Annotated in this window: 14 protein-coding genes; 7 read left to right on the forward strand and 7 right to left on the reverse strand. The window is 71.4% G+C overall.

Features of this window, described 5'->3' with window-relative positions; genetic code table 11:
* Positions 1–128: 128 nt before the first annotated feature.
* Both MIAR_RS14155 and MIAR_RS14160 read right to left on the reverse strand, forming a co-directional pair.
* Positions 129–3368: a hypothetical protein gene (locus MIAR_RS14155; protein WP_285637267.1), complete on the reverse strand. Its 3240-nt coding sequence runs from the start codon at positions 3366–3368 to the stop codon at positions 129–131.
* Positions 3358–4692, reverse strand: a complete 1335-nt coding sequence (locus tag MIAR_RS14160; RefSeq protein WP_285637269.1) for an SWIM zinc finger family protein — start codon at positions 4690–4692, stop codon at positions 3358–3360. Before MIAR_RS14160 ends, MIAR_RS14155 begins: the two co-directional genes overlap by 11 nt.
* 55 nt (positions 4693–4747) lie before the next feature.
* Between MIAR_RS14160 and MIAR_RS14165 the strand changes: the two genes are divergently transcribed.
* Entirely contained in the window at positions 4748–5392 is a 645-nt protein-coding gene (locus MIAR_RS14165) for an alpha/beta hydrolase (protein ID WP_285637272.1), read from the forward strand.
* A gap of 3 nt (positions 5393–5395) precedes the next feature.
* On the opposite strand, the gene MIAR_RS14170 is transcribed toward MIAR_RS14165, so the two are convergent.
* Positions 5396–5677, reverse strand: a complete 282-nt coding sequence (locus MIAR_RS14170; protein WP_285637274.1) for a hypothetical protein — start codon at positions 5675–5677, stop codon at positions 5396–5398.
* A gap of 284 nt (positions 5678–5961) precedes the next feature.
* Between MIAR_RS14170 and MIAR_RS14175 the strand changes: the two genes are divergently transcribed.
* The gene (locus MIAR_RS14175) at positions 5962–7698 is read left to right on the forward strand and encodes an ABC-F family ATP-binding cassette domain-containing protein (RefSeq protein WP_285637276.1); all 1737 of its coding nucleotides are present in this window, start codon (positions 5962–5964) and stop codon (positions 7696–7698) included.
* Positions 7699–7736: 38 nt separating this feature from the next.
* On the forward strand, positions 7737–7919 hold the full coding sequence (locus MIAR_RS14180; protein WP_285637283.1) for a PspC domain-containing protein: 183 nt from the start codon (positions 7737–7739) through the stop codon (positions 7917–7919).
* Positions 7920–7942: 23 nt separating this feature from the next.
* Here MIAR_RS14180 and MIAR_RS14185 read toward each other — a convergent pair whose 3' ends face one another.
* Together MIAR_RS14185 and MIAR_RS14190 are read right to left on the reverse strand one after the other, a co-directional pair.
* Positions 7943–8332, reverse strand: coding sequence for a DUF6157 family protein (locus tag MIAR_RS14185; protein ID WP_285637286.1), 390 nt, complete (start codon positions 8330–8332; stop codon positions 7943–7945).
* Positions 8333–8370: 38 nt separating this feature from the next.
* Complete coding sequence (locus tag MIAR_RS14190) at positions 8371–8985, reverse strand: hypothetical protein (protein WP_285637289.1); 615 nt, start codon at positions 8983–8985, stop codon at positions 8371–8373.
* Between the two features lie 56 nt (positions 8986–9041).
* Here MIAR_RS14190 and MIAR_RS14195 point away from each other — a divergent pair, with 56 nt between their 5' ends.
* A complete protein-coding gene (locus MIAR_RS14195) occupies positions 9042–13670 on the forward strand; it encodes an ATP-dependent helicase (protein ID WP_285637292.1) in 4629 nt (1542 codons plus the stop codon).
* Between the two features lie 25 nt (positions 13671–13695).
* On the opposite strand, the gene MIAR_RS14200 is transcribed toward MIAR_RS14195, so the two are convergent.
* Together MIAR_RS14200 and MIAR_RS14205 are read right to left on the reverse strand one after the other, a co-directional pair.
* Positions 13696–14454: a patatin-like phospholipase family protein gene (locus MIAR_RS14200; protein ID WP_285637295.1), complete on the reverse strand. Its 759-nt coding sequence runs from the start codon at positions 14452–14454 to the stop codon at positions 13696–13698.
* 76 nt (positions 14455–14530) lie between these two features.
* The gene (locus tag MIAR_RS14205; RefSeq protein ID WP_285637298.1) at positions 14531–14995 is read right to left on the reverse strand and encodes an HIT family protein; all 465 of its coding nucleotides are present in this window, start codon (positions 14993–14995) and stop codon (positions 14531–14533) included.
* Positions 14996–15202: 207 nt separating this feature from the next.
* On the opposite strand from MIAR_RS14205, the gene tyrS reads away from it, so the two are divergent.
* From tyrS to MIAR_RS14220, 3 genes are read left to right on the forward strand one after another with little or no spacing between them, the layout of a single operon-like run.
* Positions 15203–16405 carry a tyrosine--tRNA ligase gene (gene tyrS, locus MIAR_RS14210; RefSeq protein ID WP_285637301.1) on the forward strand — a complete coding sequence of 401 codons (1203 nt, stop codon included), beginning with the start codon at positions 15203–15205 and terminating at the stop codon, positions 16403–16405.
* Positions 16406–16465: 60 nt separating this feature from the next.
* Positions 16466–17221: an EI24 domain-containing protein gene (locus MIAR_RS14215; protein ID WP_285637304.1), complete on the forward strand. Its 756-nt coding sequence runs from the start codon at positions 16466–16468 to the stop codon at positions 17219–17221.
* Positions 17214–17987 (forward strand): DNA-formamidopyrimidine glycosylase family protein, encoded by a 774-nt coding sequence (locus MIAR_RS14220; RefSeq protein ID WP_285637306.1) that lies wholly within the window; start codon positions 17214–17216, stop codon positions 17985–17987. Before MIAR_RS14215 ends, MIAR_RS14220 begins: the two co-directional genes overlap by 8 nt.
* Positions 17988–18001: the final 14 nt, after the last annotated feature.

Consider the following 18001-nt stretch of genomic DNA (forward strand, 5'->3'; position numbering starts at 1 on the left):
GACATTTCTACCAGCCGCTCCGCGAGGGCGCGCCCCTGACAGGCTCGCCCCACCCAGCCGCTCCGCGAGGGCGCGCCCCGACAAGCCCACCCACCCAGCCGCTCCGCGAAGACGCGCCACGACCTCCTCTACGCGTCCACCCGCTCGGCGAGGGCACGGGCCTTGACGAGCGCGGCCTGACGCCCCGGGCGCTTCGCGATGTCCTCGATGCCGGGCAGACGGGCGGCGTCCGCGGGAATCCAGCCTCGGCCCGCTGCCTCGGCGAGCTGCGGAAGCACGAGCCCCGCCATGTCGAGGACGCGGTTGAGCCAATGCGGCAGCGTCTCCGCCCGGGCGGCGAAAGCGATCGACTCCGTGATCACGGGCCAAAGCACGGCGATCGTGCGCGGCTCCTTCTCGATCGCCCGCATCATCCTCGCCGGGCTCACGTCGTCGCAGGCCAGCAGCGCCGGCATGACGTGCCTGACCGCCTCCCACCCGATGAGGTCGTTCGCGGTGAGATTGGCGATGAGGTAGATGCCGCCGTCGCCCCATTCGCCGTCGTGGCAGAGCGCCGCGAGCACCACGGCGTGCATGGACGTGGTCAGCGGTCCGCGGTGCACCCCCGGCTCGCGTCCGATGCGGCGTTCGAGGCGCGCGCCGTCCCAGGCCAGGTAGACCTGGTCGGTGGACCGGCCCTCCGGATCGGGTCGCCCGTCGCGCCAGGGGATCGCCGAGCACTGCCCCTCGTTCTCGAGGTCGTACGTCCAGCCCGGCTTGGCGATGCGGAACGCCTGGTCCGGTGCATCCGCCGGCCGCAGATCGATCGCGAGCATCTTCGTCTTCGCGTCCGGATCGGCCCACTCCGCCGTGATCGTCGCGCCGTCCACCACGGCGGGGATCCCGCCCGCGCCCTCCGGCCAGACGTCGGCGAACGCGGGACCTTCCGGCGCGCTCCTGACCGGAGCCGGCTCCATCGCGGGAAGGGCCGCCACGGCCGACTTCGCGGCGGTCACGGCGCGTGACGCACCCGAACGCGACGCGAGGGCGCGCAGCCCGGGAACCGCGAGGATCTCCGTCGGCGCGATGCCTTCGTCGACTGCGGCGAGCGCCGTGGGCACGAGCTGGGCGAGGGCATCCGCGAGCTCGGCCGTGCCCGACAGCATCCGCGGTGCCGCGAGCGACTCGACGATCAGCCCGTCCAGCAGCGGCCAGACCACCGAGGCGAGCCCCTCGTCTGCGAGTTCCAGGCACACCCTCGCCATGGCCGCGAGGTCGCTGGCGTCGAGGTGCTCGACGTCGATCAGCTCGGGGCGCAGGAGGCCGCGTTCGAACGCCTCGATCACGGCGGTGAACGCATCCTCGGCGGCACGCGGATGCAGCTGTCTGAGCGCCCCGATGAACCGGGCGGCGACCGGCCGGCCGTACGGCGCCGCGTGACGGGCCCCCTGACGCAGCATCACGCCCCGGGCGGCGAGCGGGTAGCTCTCGAAGCCCTCGCCCACGGTCTCGGTCCAGGTCGGGAAGACGGCGCCGTCGTGCCACGACCGCCAGCTCCGCTCGGACAGCTCACCGCACAGGCCGCTCAGCGAAAGCGGCACCATCACGTCGGCGGCACGCCAGCCGTCGCCGGAGGGAGACGGCTCGAGGGGCGGCTCCACGACGGGGTCCGCCGTGTAGGCGACCACGACCGCACCGGCGGATGCCGCGACGGTGCGGTCCTCGTGGTCGACGACGGGGATCGACACCCCGGCGAAGCCGGCCTGCAGCTCCTCGGTGATCAGGGAGAGGTCCAACCGGACCAGTGCGAGGACGAGATCGGATGCCCGTGCGGCGACGCCCTCGGCGTGAAGGACGCGCAACCGTGCGAGCAGGTCCTGCGGGTCGATCCGCAGGTCGACCCAGGAGGGCGTGGAGAGCATCACGGGCACCCGCCCGGCGCTGCTCAGCAGTTCGAACTCCCGCGTGACCATCAGCCCGCGGGTGGCCAGATGGGTGTCCTTCAGATCCCCGGCGACCCAGCCGGTGATGTAGTGCAGGCCCCCCGCCCAGCGCTGCTTCACGCCGCGCAGGGCTGTGCGCGCGGCGTCGGGATCTCGGTGCGCGAGCCGCACGAGCTGGTCGAGGAACATCTCGGCCTCGACGTCGTGCACCTCCTCCGGCTTCGCCAGCAGACGCCCTGCCGTCGCGGCCAGCGCCTCCGGTTCCGCGGGCTCGGGCTCGAAGCGGGGCGCGGTCCACACCTCCGGCGTCGGTCGCCAGCTCCCGCGCCCCTCTTCCCCCGCCTGTTCGTCGTCGACCCGGATCGTCCCCCACCCGTCGAGAACATTCTGCGCGGCCTTCACGAGCGCGACGTCCCGTTCTCCCGTGAGCGCGCGCACCTGCTCGACCAGCTCGCCGGATCCCTCCGCCTGCGGGCGCTGGCGGGCGGCGAGCGAGGCGAGCACGCTCAGCCGCGTCTTCTTGCCCTTGACCGCGAGAGCACCGGCGGCGAGCTCGACGAGCAGGTGGTCATCGGATGCGGCGATGAGCCGGGGCGCGAGCATCTCCACCACCGCCGCGTCCCCCGCCGAGAGCACCGGGACGAGGGCGTTGGCCCGCGCGAGGAGCTCGTCGTCGGTCGCGGCCAGGGTGTCCGCGATCACGCGTGCCCAGACCGCGCGGTCGCCGGGGCGCTGCGCGGTCTCCAGGCCGATGAACGCCAGTTCGAGCGTCTCATCGCGGGACATCCAGCCCGCCTCGTACGCCGCGGGGAACGCCTCTCCCAGCGAGGCGGTGGCCGGCTGCGCCTGCTCCACCGCGACGCGTGCGTGCTCGATGAACCGCTCGCGGATCACCTCGGCGTCGATGAGATCGCGATCCGGGAAGATCTCCGCGGGTCGCCCCAGCGCGGCGGCCGCGAATGCCGACCAGTCCTTGAGGTACTCGACGGTGCGCGGGATCTCCAGGCCCAGCATGTGGACGAGCCGCACGGCCGCCCCGCCGTACACCGACGTGGAGTTGACCCACGCCCTCCGCCGCGAGACGCACGCGAGAGCGATGAACTCGGCGGCGAAGGCGGGACCGCGCTGGGCGATGATCTCGGCCTGGATGCCGTCGGCGAGCGCGTGCGGCGTCGGGAGCACGTCGATCGTGCGGCGGGCGTCCGCGCCGAGGCGGATCGTGAACACACCCAGTCGCGTGGTGTCGACATCGATCGACGAGCGCCACCCGAAGGTGTTCTCGCCGAGATCGGCGAAACTCCCCCATTCCCCCTTGCGCAGGCCGGCGAGCGCCTCCTTCTGCTGCGCGGCGGTGCCCAGGGAAAGGTTCGGCAGCTCCTCCAGCGCCGCGTCCTCCCAGCCCAGCTCGCGGAAGATGTCGATCGCGCGGGCGAGGTCAGTCGTCATTCGTGTCGTTCTCCTCATCGATGCGCCCCTCTGCGAGGAGCACGGCCAGCAGATGCTTGCACGGCCCGTGGCCCGTCCCGTGCGTCAGATGCCACGTGCAGGTGCACGAGGCCGGGTCGACCGCCACGAGATAGTCGCCGTCCCCCGAGCGCACACGCCATCCCGCGCCGTCGCGGCGCACCGCATCCGAGGCGAGCAGCCGGCGGGCGGAGACGAGCCGGGGGTTGTCCCGGGTGACGCGGGCGGGATCGTCGGGCAGCTCGCGGTGGAAGTGCGCCCGGTCGTGCACATCCCAGCCCACGCGGCCGGATGCCGCGAGCACCGCCAGCGCCGAGCGCACCCTCGCCTCGGGGAGGGCCGTGTCGGCCTGCAGTCTCGTCACGTCGATGCGCGGCTCGAAGGCGAGCATCGCGGCGACCAGGTCCGCGTCGTCGAGGGCGTCGGGTGTCGCCAGACCGATGAGCAGGGATCCCTCACCGGAATGACCGCGCCACGGTTCCTCGGTCAGCCCCAGCGTGATCCTCGCGCCGGGCAGATCGATCTCGACGACCGCCACGCCCGTCTCGGCGCTGCCGTGGAACGCCGCGCCGCGCACATGCGGCAGCATCCGTCGCAGCGCGGACAGCCGGTGAAGGCCCGCGATCCGGACGGCGCCCGTCGACGGCCGCGCCGCGAGGCGTGCTCCGGTCGATGTCGCCGTCAGCCAGCCGCTGCGGCCGCTCGCGGTCGCCGCGGGAACGGACCCGATGAACGCCCGTGCCCGGGCGGCGTCCAGTGCGAAGCCCGGCGACGTGCCGCGATGCAGCTCCGCGACGTTGCCCAGCGCCGGCACCCACCGGGTCGGCATCCTGACCGGTCGCTCCTGCGACTGCGCCTCGGGCGTCGCGGCCGTCAGGCCGGCATCGCCGACCTGCAGGTGCAGCAGCTCGGTGCGGCCGACGCCCGACAGCATCCGCCTCGTGTCGGCGGTGATGTCGACGTTCGTGGTGCCGAACCCGATCTCGCCCCCGTCGAGGCCGTCGCCGAACACGTCGAGCCGCGCGTAGACGCTGTTGCAGGCGGAGAAGCACTCGGCTCGCAGCCGATCGCCGTGCGCGCTCAGCACCGGGTCGCGCTGCGTGGTCGGCGTGTACTGGAAGTAGCGCATGGCCGTGATGTCCGCCAGCGTCACGAGGGCGCGGGCGAGCACCTGCGGGCGGGTCGCGAAACCGCGGAAGAACTCCGGAGCATGCTGGGGCCCGGCCGGCGTCAGAGCGGGCGCGAGAGCGAGCGCCATGCCTGCATCGTCGACACGCGAGGTCGCTGCGAAGCCCCGTTCAGTCACGCTCATCACCCTAGGGGGCCTGACCGACGTCCGTCGTCCCTGGCAGGATGAGGTCATGACCGAGATCGACGACGCCCTGACGCGCTGGTCTGCTGGTGAGCGTGCCGGGAGACCCCTGCTCGTGCTGCTGCACGGCTACGGCGCCGACGAGAACGACCTGTTCGGGCTGGTCCCCTACCTCCCCGACGGGCTCGCGGTGGCCTCCGTCGCCGCCCCGCTGACCCCGCCCTGGCCGATGCCCGGCCGCTCGTGGTACCCGATCGACTCGCTGAACACGAGGGATGCCGCTGGCATCACGCTGGCCGCGGAAGGACTGCTGCGCTGGCTGGACGCCGTCGCCGCCGACGCGGCGCATGTCGCACTGCTGGGCTTCTCGCAGGGTGCTGCCGTCGCGCTTCAGGCGCTGCGCCTCGCGCCGGAGCGGATCGACGCGGTCGTCGTGCTGAGCGGGTACGCCGCTCCCGGCGATCTGCCGAACGACGCCGCACTGCAGGAGCGGAAGCCGCCGGTGTTCTGGGGCCGCGGCAGCCGCGACGACGTGATCCCGCCGAACCTCATCGACCACACCGCGCAGTGGCTGCCCTCGCACGCCGAGCTCTCCGGACGGGTGTACCCGGGTCTCACCCACTCCATCTCCGAGCAGGAGCTGACCGACGTCGATGTGTTCCTGTCGCAGTGGAAGGACTCGCTGGACGCCTGACGCTCAGGCCGGTGTCTCGGCGTCGTCGTCGGGTCGGTGCTCGCGGTCGGTCTCGGCGGCGTCTGGTTCCGTTCCTCCAGCCGTACCCGGATGCCGCTTCCGCGACCCTGCACGGGTGAACACCACCATGAGCACGACGGTCACGACGAGGCCGACACCGAGTCCGATCGGCATGATGTTCGTCGCGGTGCCGAGCGCAGCGGCGACGCCGAGGCCGATGATGATGCTCCCTGCGAAGCCCATGCGGGCCCGCATCTCGTGGGAGCTCGGCTGCCTGTCGTCCATGACATCCAACCTACGCGGGACGGACGCCCCCTCCGCCCGACGTCGACACGCCCGGGTTGCGTGAACCCGATCGAGCCGGTATCGTCTCAGAGTCCTGTCCGCCGTGTCTGGAAGTCCTTTGATCTGAATCGTCGCCTCTCCGCGTAAATCACCCACGCGCTGATCCGACGATCCTTCCTGCCACCGGCCCTTCGACAAGTTCAGGGCCCCAGAGGCACACGCCCACGACCGGCACGGTCGACTCGTCGGCATCCGCGCACCCGCACATCTTCCGGGAGCCGCTCATGTCAACACCGACCACTTTCACCTCCGCCGCCGTCACACTCGACCGGCTCACGTTCGCCTGGGCGGACGGTACCGTCGCGCTCGACGCCGTGTCGGGCTCGTTCAGCTCCGGCCGCACCGGGCTCGTCGGACGCAACGGCGCGGGCAAGTCCACGCTGCTGCGCCTGATCGCCGGTGACCTCGTCCCCACCTCGGGACAGATCATCCGCACGGCCGAGGTCGCCTACCTGCCCCAGCGTCTCACGCTCGACACCGACCGCCGCGTCGCCGAGCTGCTCGGCATCGCCGCTCAGCTCGACGCCGTGCGCGCGATCACCGCCGGCGACGTCGACCCGGCGCACTTCGACGCCGTCGGCGACGACTGGGACATCGAGGCGAGAGCCGAGGTGTCCCTCGCCGAGGCCGGGCTCGACCCGTCGTTCCTCGACCGCACGGTCGGCGAACTGTCCGGCGGCGAGTCCGTGCTGGTCGCGATCGCCGGCATCCGGCTGCGTCGCGCGCCGATCACCCTGCTCGACGAGCCGACCAACAACCTCGACCGCGTGGCGCGGGGTCGCCTGGCGGACATGGTCCGCGGCTGGAAGGGCGCGCTGATCGTGGTGAGTCACGACATCGCGCTGCTGGAGCTGATGGATGACACCGCCGAGCTCTACGGCAGCAGCCTGAGCGTGTTCGGCGGCCCCTACTCCGAGTGGCGGGCATGGCTGGATGCCGAGCAGGAAGCCGCCCGGCAGGATGAGCGCGATGCGACGCAGGCGTTCAAGAAGGAGAAGCGGCAGCGCATCGAGGCGGAGACCAAGCTCGCGCACAGGGCGAGCTTCGCGAAGAAGGCGTACGAGAACAAGCGCGAGCCGAAGATCGTCATGAACGGTCGCAAGATGGCCGCACAGGTCTCGGCCGGCCGGCTGCGCACCGAGGTCGCGGGCAAGGAGGAGACGGCACGCGCCGCGATGGATGCCGCCGGCCGCCGTGTGCGCGAGGACGCGTCGATGAAGATCGAGCTGCCCGACCCGGGCGTCTCGAACTCGCGACGTATCGCCACGCTCGGCGACGGGACTCGGTCGTGGGTGGTGCAGGGGCCGGAGCGCGTGGCGCTGATCGGGCGCAACGGTGTCGGGAAGACCACGCTGCTGCGGCGGCTGGTGGCTGATGCCGATCTCATCGGCGGGAACGTGAGCGCTTCGAGCGGGAATGCGCACCTCGCGCGGACGGATCCGGAGGATTCATCCGCCGCTGGCGCACATTCCCGCGTGGAGGGTGCGGATGCCGCGGCATCCGAGTTCCCGATCAACCCGGAACTGGTCGCGGAGGCGCACACCGATCGGATCGGCTACCTGTCCCAGCGTGTGGACGGTCTCGACGAGTCGGCGTCCGTGGTGGAGAACATCGCGGCGGCGGCTCCGCACGTTCCCGACAAGGAGCTGCGCAACCGGCTCGCCCGCTTCCTGATCCGCGGGGCCACGATGGACCGCCCCGTCGGCGCGCTGTCGGGCGGTGAGAGGTTCCGGGTGGCGCTAGCGAAGCTGCTGCTCGCCGATCCCCCGCCGCACCTCGTGGTGCTCGACGAGCCGACTAACAACCTCGACCTCGACACGGTCGATCAGCTGGTCCAGGCGCTGCTCGCCTTCCGCGGAGCGGTGCTCGTCGTCAGCCACGACGACGTGTTCCTGCAGCGGCTGGAACTCGACCTGACGCTGGAGCTGGATGCCGAAGGCCAACTGACCCAGATCGGGTGAGGGTTCCGCGGCGCGGTCCTGGCGGGCAGGATGGAGGCATGACTCCTCTCGTCCGCCCCCGCCAGGACCGCGTGATCGCCGGCGTCTGCTCGGCCGTGGCACGACGATTCGACATCAGTCCGACGACCGTGCGCGTGATCACGGTGCTGGCTGTGCTGTTCGCGGGCCTGTCGATCTGGGCCTACGTGCTGCTCTGGATCATCGTGCCGAACGAGTTCTGAGGCTCACTTCGCCCGGCTGGACCTCATGGCCCTGGTGTGCGCGAGCTCCGGGTCCGACGCCAGTCGCGCGTACTCCTCGGACTCCCGGGGATCAGCGCCACGCGCCCCTCGGCATCGTGGTGAGTGCCCCAGCCGTAGCGCTTGCCCAGCGGGGACGAGCGCAGGCAGGCCTGGCCCTTCGAGAAGAACTCCTCACGGGCCGCCTCGTCGTGCGGGTCGATACCCTTGCGCAGCGCATGCGTCTCGAACAGCACGTCGTCGGACGTGCGCGTGTACGGCTCTTCGATGAGCAGTCGGTAGTGCAGCGCGGCGATGGAGAGGTTCTCGGCGATCGGAGGCTCCTCGCCGTGCTCGGCACGGCAGTCCTCCGAGACCTCGATGAACGTGTTCGTGTAGTTCGTCGTGTGCGCCATGCGGCCAGCATCCCCCACGCCGGCGACATTGTCGAGGATCAGCCGAGCGCCGCGAGCCACGGGTGCCCGGGGATCGTGCGCCGCAGAGCCTCCGCGAGCCAGGCGCGTCGTCGATCGTCCAGGAACGGCAGGGTCGCGTCGAAGTCCGCGCGATCCTTGTCGCGCAGTCCCCTCGCCTTGTAGAGCAGCTGGATCTCGGGCTGCAGAAAGCGGATGCCGTCGCGCTCCCAGAGGGCGTCGGCCATCGGCATCCGGACGCTCCGGTCGCGCCGGTACTGCCATTCGTCCGTCGTTCCCGGGCCGAGCAGGATGTCGTACTCCCACGGATCCGCGGCGCTGCGGCGCGCCCAGAGCTGACCGCATCCGTCCGGGAGGTCGTCCGGATCGTCGGATGCCACCGGCTTCAACGCACCCGAGAACGCCGCCCACAGGTGCAGACGATCGCCGACGTGCGCACGCAGGAGAGGCAGCTCGGCGCGGAGGATGCCGGGATCGATGTCCTCGTGATGGCGCTCGACACCGGTGAAAGCCTGCAGGGCCCAGCCGCCGGCGATCCACCACGTGCCGCCGTAGCCGTCGAAGAAGTCCCGGACGTCGGCGGGCGAACGCGGCGCCCAATCTCCGTACAGACGCGTGAACTCGGCCTCTTCCATCCGTTCACGGTATCGGAGGCCGCCAGAGTGTCGGCGGCCTGCCGCATGATGGAGGGATGAGCGATGTGCTCGACCGCTTCACCCCCGCGACCCAGGACTGGTTCCGCGGGGCGTTCGACGCGCCGACGAACGCTCAGGCGGGTGCCTGGGAGGCGATCTCCGCGGGACGCAACGCGCTCGTCGTCGCGCCGACCGGGTCGGGCAAGACGCTGTCCGCGTTCCTCTGGGCGATCGACAGCGTGTTCCGGGAACGGGTGGAGGGAGCGGATGCCGACGGCGAGCCGCGCACGCGCATCCTCTACATCTCCCCGCTGAAGGCGCTGGGTGTCGACGTCGAGCGCAACCTCCGCTCGCCGCTGATCGGCATCGGGCAGTCCGCGCGGCGATTGGGTCTGCCGGTGCCGGAGGTCACGGTCGGGGTGCGATCCGGGGACACCACGTCGAGCGACCGCCGCAAGCTGGTCAGCGCCCCGCCCGACATCCTCATCACGACGCCCGAATCGCTCTACCTGATGCTCACCAGCCGCGCCGGCGAGACGCTGCGCGGCGTGCACACGGTGATCATCGACGAGGTGCATGCGGTGGCCGCCACCAAGCGCGGCGCGCATCTCGCGGTGAGCCTGGAGAGACTGGACGCCCTGCGTGCAGCGCGCGGCGCGGAATCTCCGGCGCAGCGCATCGGCCTGTCGGCCACCGTCCGTCCGATCGACGAGGTCGCCCGCTTCCTCGGCGGTTCCGCGCCGGTCGACATCGTGGCGCCGCGCGCTGTGAAGACGTTCGAGCTCGGCGTGGTGGTGCCGATCGAGGACATGCGCAACCCTCCCCCGCCGCCCGGCGCAACGACCTCGAACGACGAGCCCGCCGAGTACACCGAGGTGACCGGTTCCGTCTGGCCGCACGTCGAGGAGGCGATCGTCGACAAGGTGCTCGAGAACCGGTCGACCATCGTGTTCGCCAACTCGCGCCGGCTGGCGGAGCGGCTCACCGGGCGACTCAACGAGATCTACTCGGAGCGGATCGGGGTGGCCCTTCCCGACAACGCCGCACCGCCGGCCGCCATGATGGCGCAGGCGGGGTCGACCGCCGGCGCCGATCCCGTGCTCGCGAAGGCCCATCACGGCTCGGTCTCCAAGGAGCAGCGCGCGATCGTCGAGGAGGAGCTGAAGTCAGGCGTGCTGCGCTGCGTCGTGGCGACGAGCAGCCTCGAGCTCGGCATCGACATGGGTGCGGTCGACCTGGTGATCCAGGTGGAGGCGCCGCCGTCCGCGGCATCCGGCCTGCAGCGCGTCGGCCGCGCCGGGCACCAGGTCGGCGAGATCAGCCGGGCATCCCTCTTCCCCAAGCATCGCGGTGACGTGCTGCACACCGCCATCGTCACCGAGCGGATGCTGGCGGGACAGATCGAGGCGATCGCCGTGCCGCGCAATCCGCTCGACATCCTCGCCCAGCAGACCGTCGCGGCCTGCGCGCTCGATCCGATCTCGGTCGAGGACTGGTTCGAGACCGTGCGGCGCAGCGCGCCGTTCCAGACTCTCCCCCGCTCGGCGTACGAGGCGACGCTCGACCTGCTCGCCGGCAAGTACCCGTCCGACGAGTTCGCCGAACTGCGCCCCCGGGTCGTGTGGGATCGGGATGCCGGGACGCTGACCGGCCGACCCGGTGCCCAGCGCATCGCGGTGACCAGCGGCGGGACGATCCCCGACCGCGGACTGTTCGGGGTCTTCGTCGCGGGCGAGACCACGGGCGCCCGTGTGGGCGAGCTCGACGAGGAGATGGTCTACGAGTCGCGCGTCGGCGACGTGTTCACGCTCGGCACGACCAGCTGGCGGATCGCAGAGATCACCCACGACCGGGTCAACGTCATCCCCGCGTACGGCCAGCCGGGCAAGGTGCCGTTCTGGCACGGCGACGGCATCGGGCGGCCCTTCGAGCTCGGCGAGGCCCTCGGCCGCTTCTCCCGCGAGGTCTCCACCGCCGAGCCCTCGAAGGCGCAGCAGCGCCTGATCGACGCGGGCCTGGACGACATGGCGCGCACCAACCTGATCGGCTACCTGACCGAGCAGCGCGAGGCCACCGGCACCCTGCCCACCGACCGCACCCTCACCGTCGAACGCGGCCACGACGAGGTCGGCGACTGGCGGGTCATCCTGCATTCCCCGTACGGCATGAAGGTGCACGCACCGTGGGCGCTGGCCATCAACGCGCGCGTGCGCGAGCGGCTCGGAGTGGAGGGATCGGCGGTCGCGAGCGATGACGGCATCATCGTGCGCATTCCGGATGCCGATGCCGAGCCGCCCGGGGCGGACCTCTTCGTGTTCGACGCGGACGAGCTGGAGCAGATCGTCACCGCCGAGGTCGGCGGGTCGGCGCTGTTCGCCTCGCGCTTCCGAGAGTGCGCGGCCCGCGCGCTGCTCATGCCGCGGATGAACCCCAACAAGCGCACGCCCCTGTGGCAGCAGCGGCAGCGGTCGGCGCAGCTGCTGGAGGTCGCCAGGCGCCATCCGACCTTCCCTGTGATCCTGGAGACCCTGCGCGAGGTGCTGCAGGACGTCTACGACCTGCCGTCGCTGCGCCGCCTCATCACCGACATCTCCGAGCGGCGCATCCGCCTGGTCGAGACCGAGCCCGCGCAGCCCTCGCCGTATGCGCGCGATCTGCTCTTCGGCTATGTCGGCGCGTTCATGTACGAGGGCGACTCGCCGCTGGCCGAGCGCCGCGCCGCCGCGCTGTCTGTCGATCCCGCGCTGCTCGGCGAACTGCTCGGCACGGTCGAGATGCGCGAGCTGCTCGACCCCGACGTCATCGCGCAGTTCGAGCGGGAGGCGCAGCGCCTCGACCCGCAGCGCCGCGCACGGGGGGTGGAGGGCGTCGCCGATCTGCTGCGGATGCTCGGACCCCTGGATGCCGAGGAGGTCGCGGCGCGGCTGGAGCCCTCGACGGACGGAGGGGAAAGCTCCGCTTCGCCCGAGCAGGCATCCGCACTCCTCAACGAGCTCGTCACCGCCCGTCGCGCCGTCCCGATCACGATCGCCGGCCACGCCCGCTGCGCCGTGATCGAGGATGCCGGGCGGCTGCGCGACGCACTCGGCGCAGCTCTGCCCACGGGCATCCCCGTCGCGTTCCTGGAGCCGGTCGCCGACCCCCTCGGCGACCTCGTTTCGCGGCATGCCCGCACCCACGGTCCGTTCACGACGGATGCCGTCGCCACGCGCTTCGGCATCGGGACCGCCGTCGCGCGGCACACCCTCCAGCGGCTGGAATCGGCGGGACGACTGACCAGCGGTTACTTCCTGCCCGCCGACGACGCCGACCCGGGCGGCGCGAAGGAGTGGTGCGACGCCGAGGTGCTGCGCCGGCTGCGGATGCGCTCGCTCGCCGCGATCCGCGGCAGCGTCGAGCCTGTCAGCCCACAGGCCTATGCGCGGTTCCTGCCGGACTGGCAGCACCTGACCCGGCCGCTGGAGGGCATCGACGGCGTGCTCAGCGTGATCGAGCAGTTCGCCGGAGTTCCGATCCCCGCCAGCGCATGGGAGTCGCTGGTGCTGCCGAGCCGGGTGCGCGACTACGCGCCGGCGCTGCTCGACGAGCTCACCGCGGCAGGCGAGGTCGTGTGGGCCGGCCATGGGTCGCTCCCGGGCCGAGACGGCTGGGTCTCGCTGCATCCGGCCGACCTCGCACCGTTCACGCTGCCGGTCCCGGAGGAGTCGCCCGGTGCGGGATCGCTCGAGGAGAAGGTGCTCGACGTGCTGCGGCTCAGCGGAGCGTCGTTCGCGGGCGCTCTGCGTGCGATGACGGATGCCGAGAACGAGCAGTCCGTGCTCGACGCCCTCTGGACACTGACGTGGCAGGGCCACGTCACGAACGACACGTTCGCACCCGTGAGGGCGCTGATCGCCGGCGGCTCGCAGGCGCACAAGACGGCGCGACGCGCACCGCGCACCCGCACCTACCGGGGCGTCTCGCTGACGCGACCGGGGGCGCGGCCGTCGTCGGCCGGCTTCGGCGGGCGCTGGGCGGTGCTGCCGGAGACGACTCCCCCTCCAGGGCAGGCAGAGCCTGGGGATGCCGCGCGCCGCGCGACCGTGACGGCGGGGCTCCTGCTCGACCGATACGGGGTCGTCACCCGCGGAGCGGTGCAGGCGGAGGGCGTGCCGGGCGGCTTCGCCCAGGCATACCGGGTGCTGGCCGGCTTCGAGGAGGCGGGTCACTGCCGCCGCGGCTACGTGATCGAGAAGCTGGGGGCCGCGCAGTTCGCGGCATCCACCACGGTCGACCGTCTCCGCACCTTCTCCGGCCTCGCCGATCCGCCACCGCGGCAGGCCGTCACGCTGGCCGCGACCGACCCGGCGAACCCATATGGCGCGGCCCTCGCGTGGCCGCGGCTCGACGACGTCTCCCACCGCCCGGGCCGCAAGGCCGGCGGGCTCGTGGTGCTCGTCGACGGCGCGCTCGTGCTGTACCTGGAGCGCGGCGGCCGCACCGTGCTCGCGTTCGACGACGACCCCGAGGTGCTGCGAGCCGCGGCATCCGACCTCGTCGCGACCTCCCGCGCCCGGCGCCTCGAGACGCTCACCGTCGAGAAGATCAACGGCGCCGGCGTCTACGGCACGCCCTTCGCGCTCGCCCTGCAGGAAGCCGGCTTCGTCGCGACCCCGCGCGGTTACGCCCTCCGTAAGTCGGTGTGAGCGCGCCGCGTCCGTCGGGCGACGGTCAGGCGGCCGTCACCAGGCGACCGTCGCGAATCGCGGCATCCAGCCCCTCTTCTGCTGCCCGGCGTCCCTCGGCGATCAGGCGTGGCACATCCTTCGTCACCCACTGAGCCATGCGCGCCATGTCGGGCTGGATCAGGATGACCGTCGGATCCGCCACCAGGTCTGCCGTCGCCGCAGTCGTGCGCATCATCCGCACGTTCTCCCACTTCGCATGCAGCCGGACGATGATGGTCCGCGTGGCCCCGAGGGCGCGCGTCACCCGGTCGGGCACGTTGTCGATCATACCGCCGTCCGCCAGCAGCCGGCCGCTGCGCCGAACAGGAGGAAGCAGGCCGGGCACGGCGATCGTGGCGCGGAGGGCACTGCTGAGCGGGCCGTGATCGAGGATCACCCCTCGCCGCGTGCGCAGGTCGGTGGCGTAGGCGCCGAACCTCCGCGGCAGATCCTCGATCATCGGGTCCTCACCCAGAATGCGGTGCACGGCGTCCGTCACCGCATGGGTGTCGAGCACGCCCCACCGCGGGCGCGCCGACCAACGGGCGATGTGACTCCAGCGGAATCTGCGGACGGCGCTCTCGATGGCGTCTGCATCGAGCCGAGCGGCATACGCGGCGCCGATGAGCGCTCCCGCGCTGGTGCCCGCGACGATCCCGGGTCGGATGCCGCGCTCCTCCAGCACCTGGAGCACGCCCGCCTGGGCGGCTCCGTAGGCACCGCCGCCGCTCAGCGTCAGACCCAGCGTCAGGTCGTCACCCATCGGAGTTCCCCTCGTGAACGTTGCGGCGACGCTATCAGCATCCGGCTGAGCATCCGGCGGAGGGTACGACCGATCATCAGCCCACGGAGCTCCATGCGGCCCGGAGCCGACGAGCCCATTCCTCCAGTTCCCCGGTCGCGAGAACTACGGGTCCGTCGGAGATGTCGACGTTACGAAGCGGATCGTCCTGGTCGTGCTGAGGAAACACGTGGCAGTGCAGATGAGGCATCCGGTGCCCCATCACCAGATAGTCGACCTTGCGCGGGCAAAAGACCGATGCGACGGCGCTTCCTGTTCTCTGGACATCGGACCAGAACGCCGCCCGCGCCGCAGGCCCGAGATCCGTCATGTCGGTCAGATGCTCCCGCAGGATCACGACGCAGTAGCCGGGATGTGCTTGATTCCGCACCAGCCGGACGTGCGCGGTCGACGTCGAGACGACCAGCACGCTGTGCGCGTTCTCGTCGAGATGCGCATCCGCGCACATGCCACATGCCTCCGGATCGATGAGCGCCGCCCATTCAGCATCCGACCACCACATCCCGCGATCATACGGCTGCCCGCCCGTGCTAACCTGCTCCGCATGACGGCGCGTCAGCACACCTATCTCCCGGCTCTGGTCAGAGCCGGCGATCAGTAGCGCCCGACAAGGCCAGAGCCCCAGGCAAGGACGACCGTCCTTGCCTTTCGTGTATCCACGGGAGGCTCTGCCCCGTCACCCTCTCGTGCACCCATCGAGAGGAACATCATGACCCGCGCAGACGACATCCTGCGTCCCATGCTCCGCACCATCGACGCGATCGTCGACGAGCAGGCGCTGCGCGCCAAACTCGAGAGCGGCCGGCAGCTGCGCATCAAGTACGGCGTCGACCTCACCGCGCCCGACCTGCATCTGGGTCACGCGGTGAACCTCTGGCTCATGCGGCACCTGCAGGACCACGGGCATCGCGTGGTCTTCCTGCTGGGCGATCTCACCACCCGCGTCGGCGACCCGACCGGCAAGAGCGAGACCCGCCCCGTACTCACGGCGGAGCAGATCGAGCAGAACGCGCAGGCCTTCCTCGACCAGGTCTCGATCGTGCTGGACACCGCACCCGAGGTGTTCGAGGTGCGCCGGAACTCGGAATGGTTCGATCGGATGCCGGTCGCCGAGCTGCTGAGTCTGTTCAGCATGACCACGCACGCGCAGCTGATGGCCCGCGACATGTTCCGCGAGCGCGTCGCCCAGGGGCGTGAGATCGCCCTGCACGAGCTGACCTACCCCGTGCTGCAGGGCTACGACAGCTTCGCCATGCAGAGCGATCTGACCATCGTCGGGTCGGATCAGCTGTTCAACGAGATGATGGGCCGCCAGTTCCAGCAGCGGCTCGGCGCGAGCCCGCAGTCACTGATCACCACCGTCATCACACCGGGCCTGGACGGCGGCCCCAAGCAGTCGAAATCGCTCGGGAATTACATCGCGCTCACCGACAGCGCCAGCGACAAGTTCGGCAAGGCGATGAGCCTGCCCGACGATCTGGTCGGCATCTGGGCCGGCGCGTACACGACCCTGCCCGACGACATCGTGGCCGCGCTGGGCCACGACGCGACCCGCGGCGGACGCATCGCGCGCGACGCCAAGCTGACCCTCGCGGCGGCGGTCGTCGAGCGGTACCACGGCGCGGATGCCGCCGACCGCGAGCGTGCGGCGTTCATCGACGTGTTCGCCCACGGAGCGGTGCCGGAGGAGCTCGAGCCGGTCAGCATCGAGCATCCGGCCTCGACCGCGCTCGCCCTGCTCGAGCAGGTCCGGCCGGACTTGAGCCGGTCGGCCCTGCGGCGTCTGATCTCCCAGGACGCCGTACGGATCGACGGCGTCCCCGTCACAGACCCGGAGCAGCAGGTGCTCGTCTCCAGCGGGTCCGTCATCCGCACCGGCAGGCGCTCCTGGGCCCGGGTCGCGCTGAGGTAGCTCCCGCCGAGCCACCGGCGGCAGCTCGGCGGGTCGGCGGAGTGTCATAGTGTGGCGAGCATGATCAGCGAGTTCCTCACCGGCATCCGGTTCCTGGGGCGCGGCTTCGGCTACTGGAAGCGGATGCCGGGCCTGATGGCCCTCGGCCTGGTTCCCGGGCTGATCGCCCTGGTGGTGCTCGCCGCCGCGCTCATCCCGTTGTGGCTCTCACTGGGCACGATCACGAGCTGGATCACCCCGTTCGCGGATTCCTGGGACTCCGGCTGGGCCATCGCCCTGCGCTTCGCGATCGGCGCGGTCATCACCATCGGCTCCCTCGTTCTCGCCAGCGTGGTCTTCACGGCGCTCGCCCTGCTGATCGGCGATCCCTTCTACCAGCGCATCTGGCGCGCCGTCGAGAACGACGTCGGAGGCGATGTCCCCGAAGGGGACGGCGGGCTGCGCGTGGCCTTCGGCGAGAGCATCCGCCTGGTGCTGCTGGGCATCCTGGTCGCCCTGCTCGCGCTGATCCTCGGACTCATCCCCGTGGTGGGCGCCGCCGTCGCCGCCGTCGTCAGCGTGCTGCTGACCGGCCGGCTGCTGGCCCGCGAGCTGACCGGGCGCGCACTGAACGCCCGCGATCTGCCGAGCTTCCAGCGCTCCCAGCTGTTCGCCACCCGCCGTTCCCGGCTGCTCGGCTTCGGGGTGGCGACGCAGCTCTGCTTCATGGTTCCGCTCGGTGCCGTGTTCATCATGCCGACCGCTGTCGCCGGTGCCACGCTGCTGGCGCGCGAACTGCTCGCGCAGGCGCCGGACCCGGAGGCTCCCCGTGCCTGAGGGCGACACGGTCTTCCAGGCAGCGCGCCGCCTCGACGACGCCCTGCGCGGCCAGCAGGTGACGCGCTTCGACCTGCGCGTCCCCCGCGCCGCCCTCGTCGACCTGACAGGCAGCACCGTGCACGAGGTGGTGCCGCGCGGCAAGCACATCCTGATGCGGATCGGCGAGCACACGCTTCATTCCCATCTGCGCATGGACGGCACGTGGCGCATCTACCGCACCGGCGAGAAGTGGCGGCATCCGGCCTTCAAGGTCCGCGCGATCGTGGGCACGGCCGCCCGGGAGGCGGTCGGCGTCGACATCGCCGAGGTGAAGGTCGTCGCCACCCGCGACGAGGGCGAGCTGGTCGGGCATCTGGGCCCCGACCCGCTGTCGGACGCCTGGGATGCCGAGGAGGCGATCCGCCGGCTGAGCGCGGACGATCGCAGCATCCACGTCGCCCTGCTCGACCAGCGCAACGTCGCCGGCTTCGGCAACGAGTACGCCGCCGAACTGCTGTTCCTGCGCGGCATCCTGCCCACCACGCCCACCCCGGATGTCGATGTCCCGGCACTCATCGACCTGGGCGCGCGCACCATCCGCGCCAACCGCGACCGCATCGATCGCACCTTCACCGGCGACGCGCGCCGCGGCTTCACCGACTGGGTCTACGGTCGCGCCAACCGGCCGTGCCGGCGCTGCGGAACCCTCATCCGCACGGGTGCACTCGGCGCGGATCCGACCCGTGAGCGCGTCACGTTCTGGTGTCCGAACTGCCAGCGATGACCCGCATCCCCGAT

The sequence above is a fragment of the Microbacterium arabinogalactanolyticum genome, from assembly GCF_030268005.1.
GTDB classification, from domain to species: domain Bacteria; phylum Actinomycetota; class Actinomycetes; order Actinomycetales; family Microbacteriaceae; genus Microbacterium; species Microbacterium arabinogalactanolyticum.

What these genes read in the sequence shown, in the direction of transcription:
- MIAR_RS14165 (WP_285637272.1), top strand. Translation starts at nt 4,748, where the DNA reads ATGACCGAGATCGACGACGCCCTGACGCGCTGGTCTGCTGGTGAGCGT.
- MIAR_RS14205 (WP_285637298.1), bottom strand. Translation starts at nt 14,995, where the DNA reads ATGTGGTGGTCGGATGCTGAATGGGCGGCGCTCATCGATCCGGAGGCA.
- MIAR_RS14170 (WP_285637274.1), bottom strand. Translation starts at nt 5,677, where the DNA reads ATGGACGACAGGCAGCCGAGCTCCCACGAGATGCGGGCCCGCATGGGC.
- MIAR_RS14180 (WP_285637283.1), top strand. Translation starts at nt 7,737, where the DNA reads ATGACTCCTCTCGTCCGCCCCCGCCAGGACCGCGTGATCGCCGGCGTC.
- MIAR_RS14190 (WP_285637289.1), bottom strand. Translation starts at nt 8,985, where the DNA reads ATGGAAGAGGCCGAGTTCACGCGTCTGTACGGAGATTGGGCGCCGCGT.
- MIAR_RS14155 (WP_285637267.1), bottom strand. Translation starts at nt 3,368, where the DNA reads ATGACGACTGACCTCGCCCGCGCGATCGACATCTTCCGCGAGCTGGGC.
- MIAR_RS14175 (WP_285637276.1), top strand. Translation starts at nt 5,962, where the DNA reads ATGTCAACACCGACCACTTTCACCTCCGCCGCCGTCACACTCGACCGG.
- MIAR_RS14195 (WP_285637292.1), top strand. Translation starts at nt 9,042, where the DNA reads ATGAGCGATGTGCTCGACCGCTTCACCCCCGCGACCCAGGACTGGTTC.
- tyrS (WP_285637301.1), top strand. Translation starts at nt 15,203, where the DNA reads ATGACCCGCGCAGACGACATCCTGCGTCCCATGCTCCGCACCATCGAC.
- MIAR_RS14215 (WP_285637304.1), top strand. Translation starts at nt 16,466, where the DNA reads ATGATCAGCGAGTTCCTCACCGGCATCCGGTTCCTGGGGCGCGGCTTC.
- MIAR_RS14185 (WP_285637286.1), bottom strand. Translation starts at nt 8,332, where the DNA reads ATGGCGCACACGACGAACTACACGAACACGTTCATCGAGGTCTCGGAG.
- MIAR_RS14200 (WP_285637295.1), bottom strand. Translation starts at nt 14,454, where the DNA reads ATGGGTGACGACCTGACGCTGGGTCTGACGCTGAGCGGCGGCGGTGCC.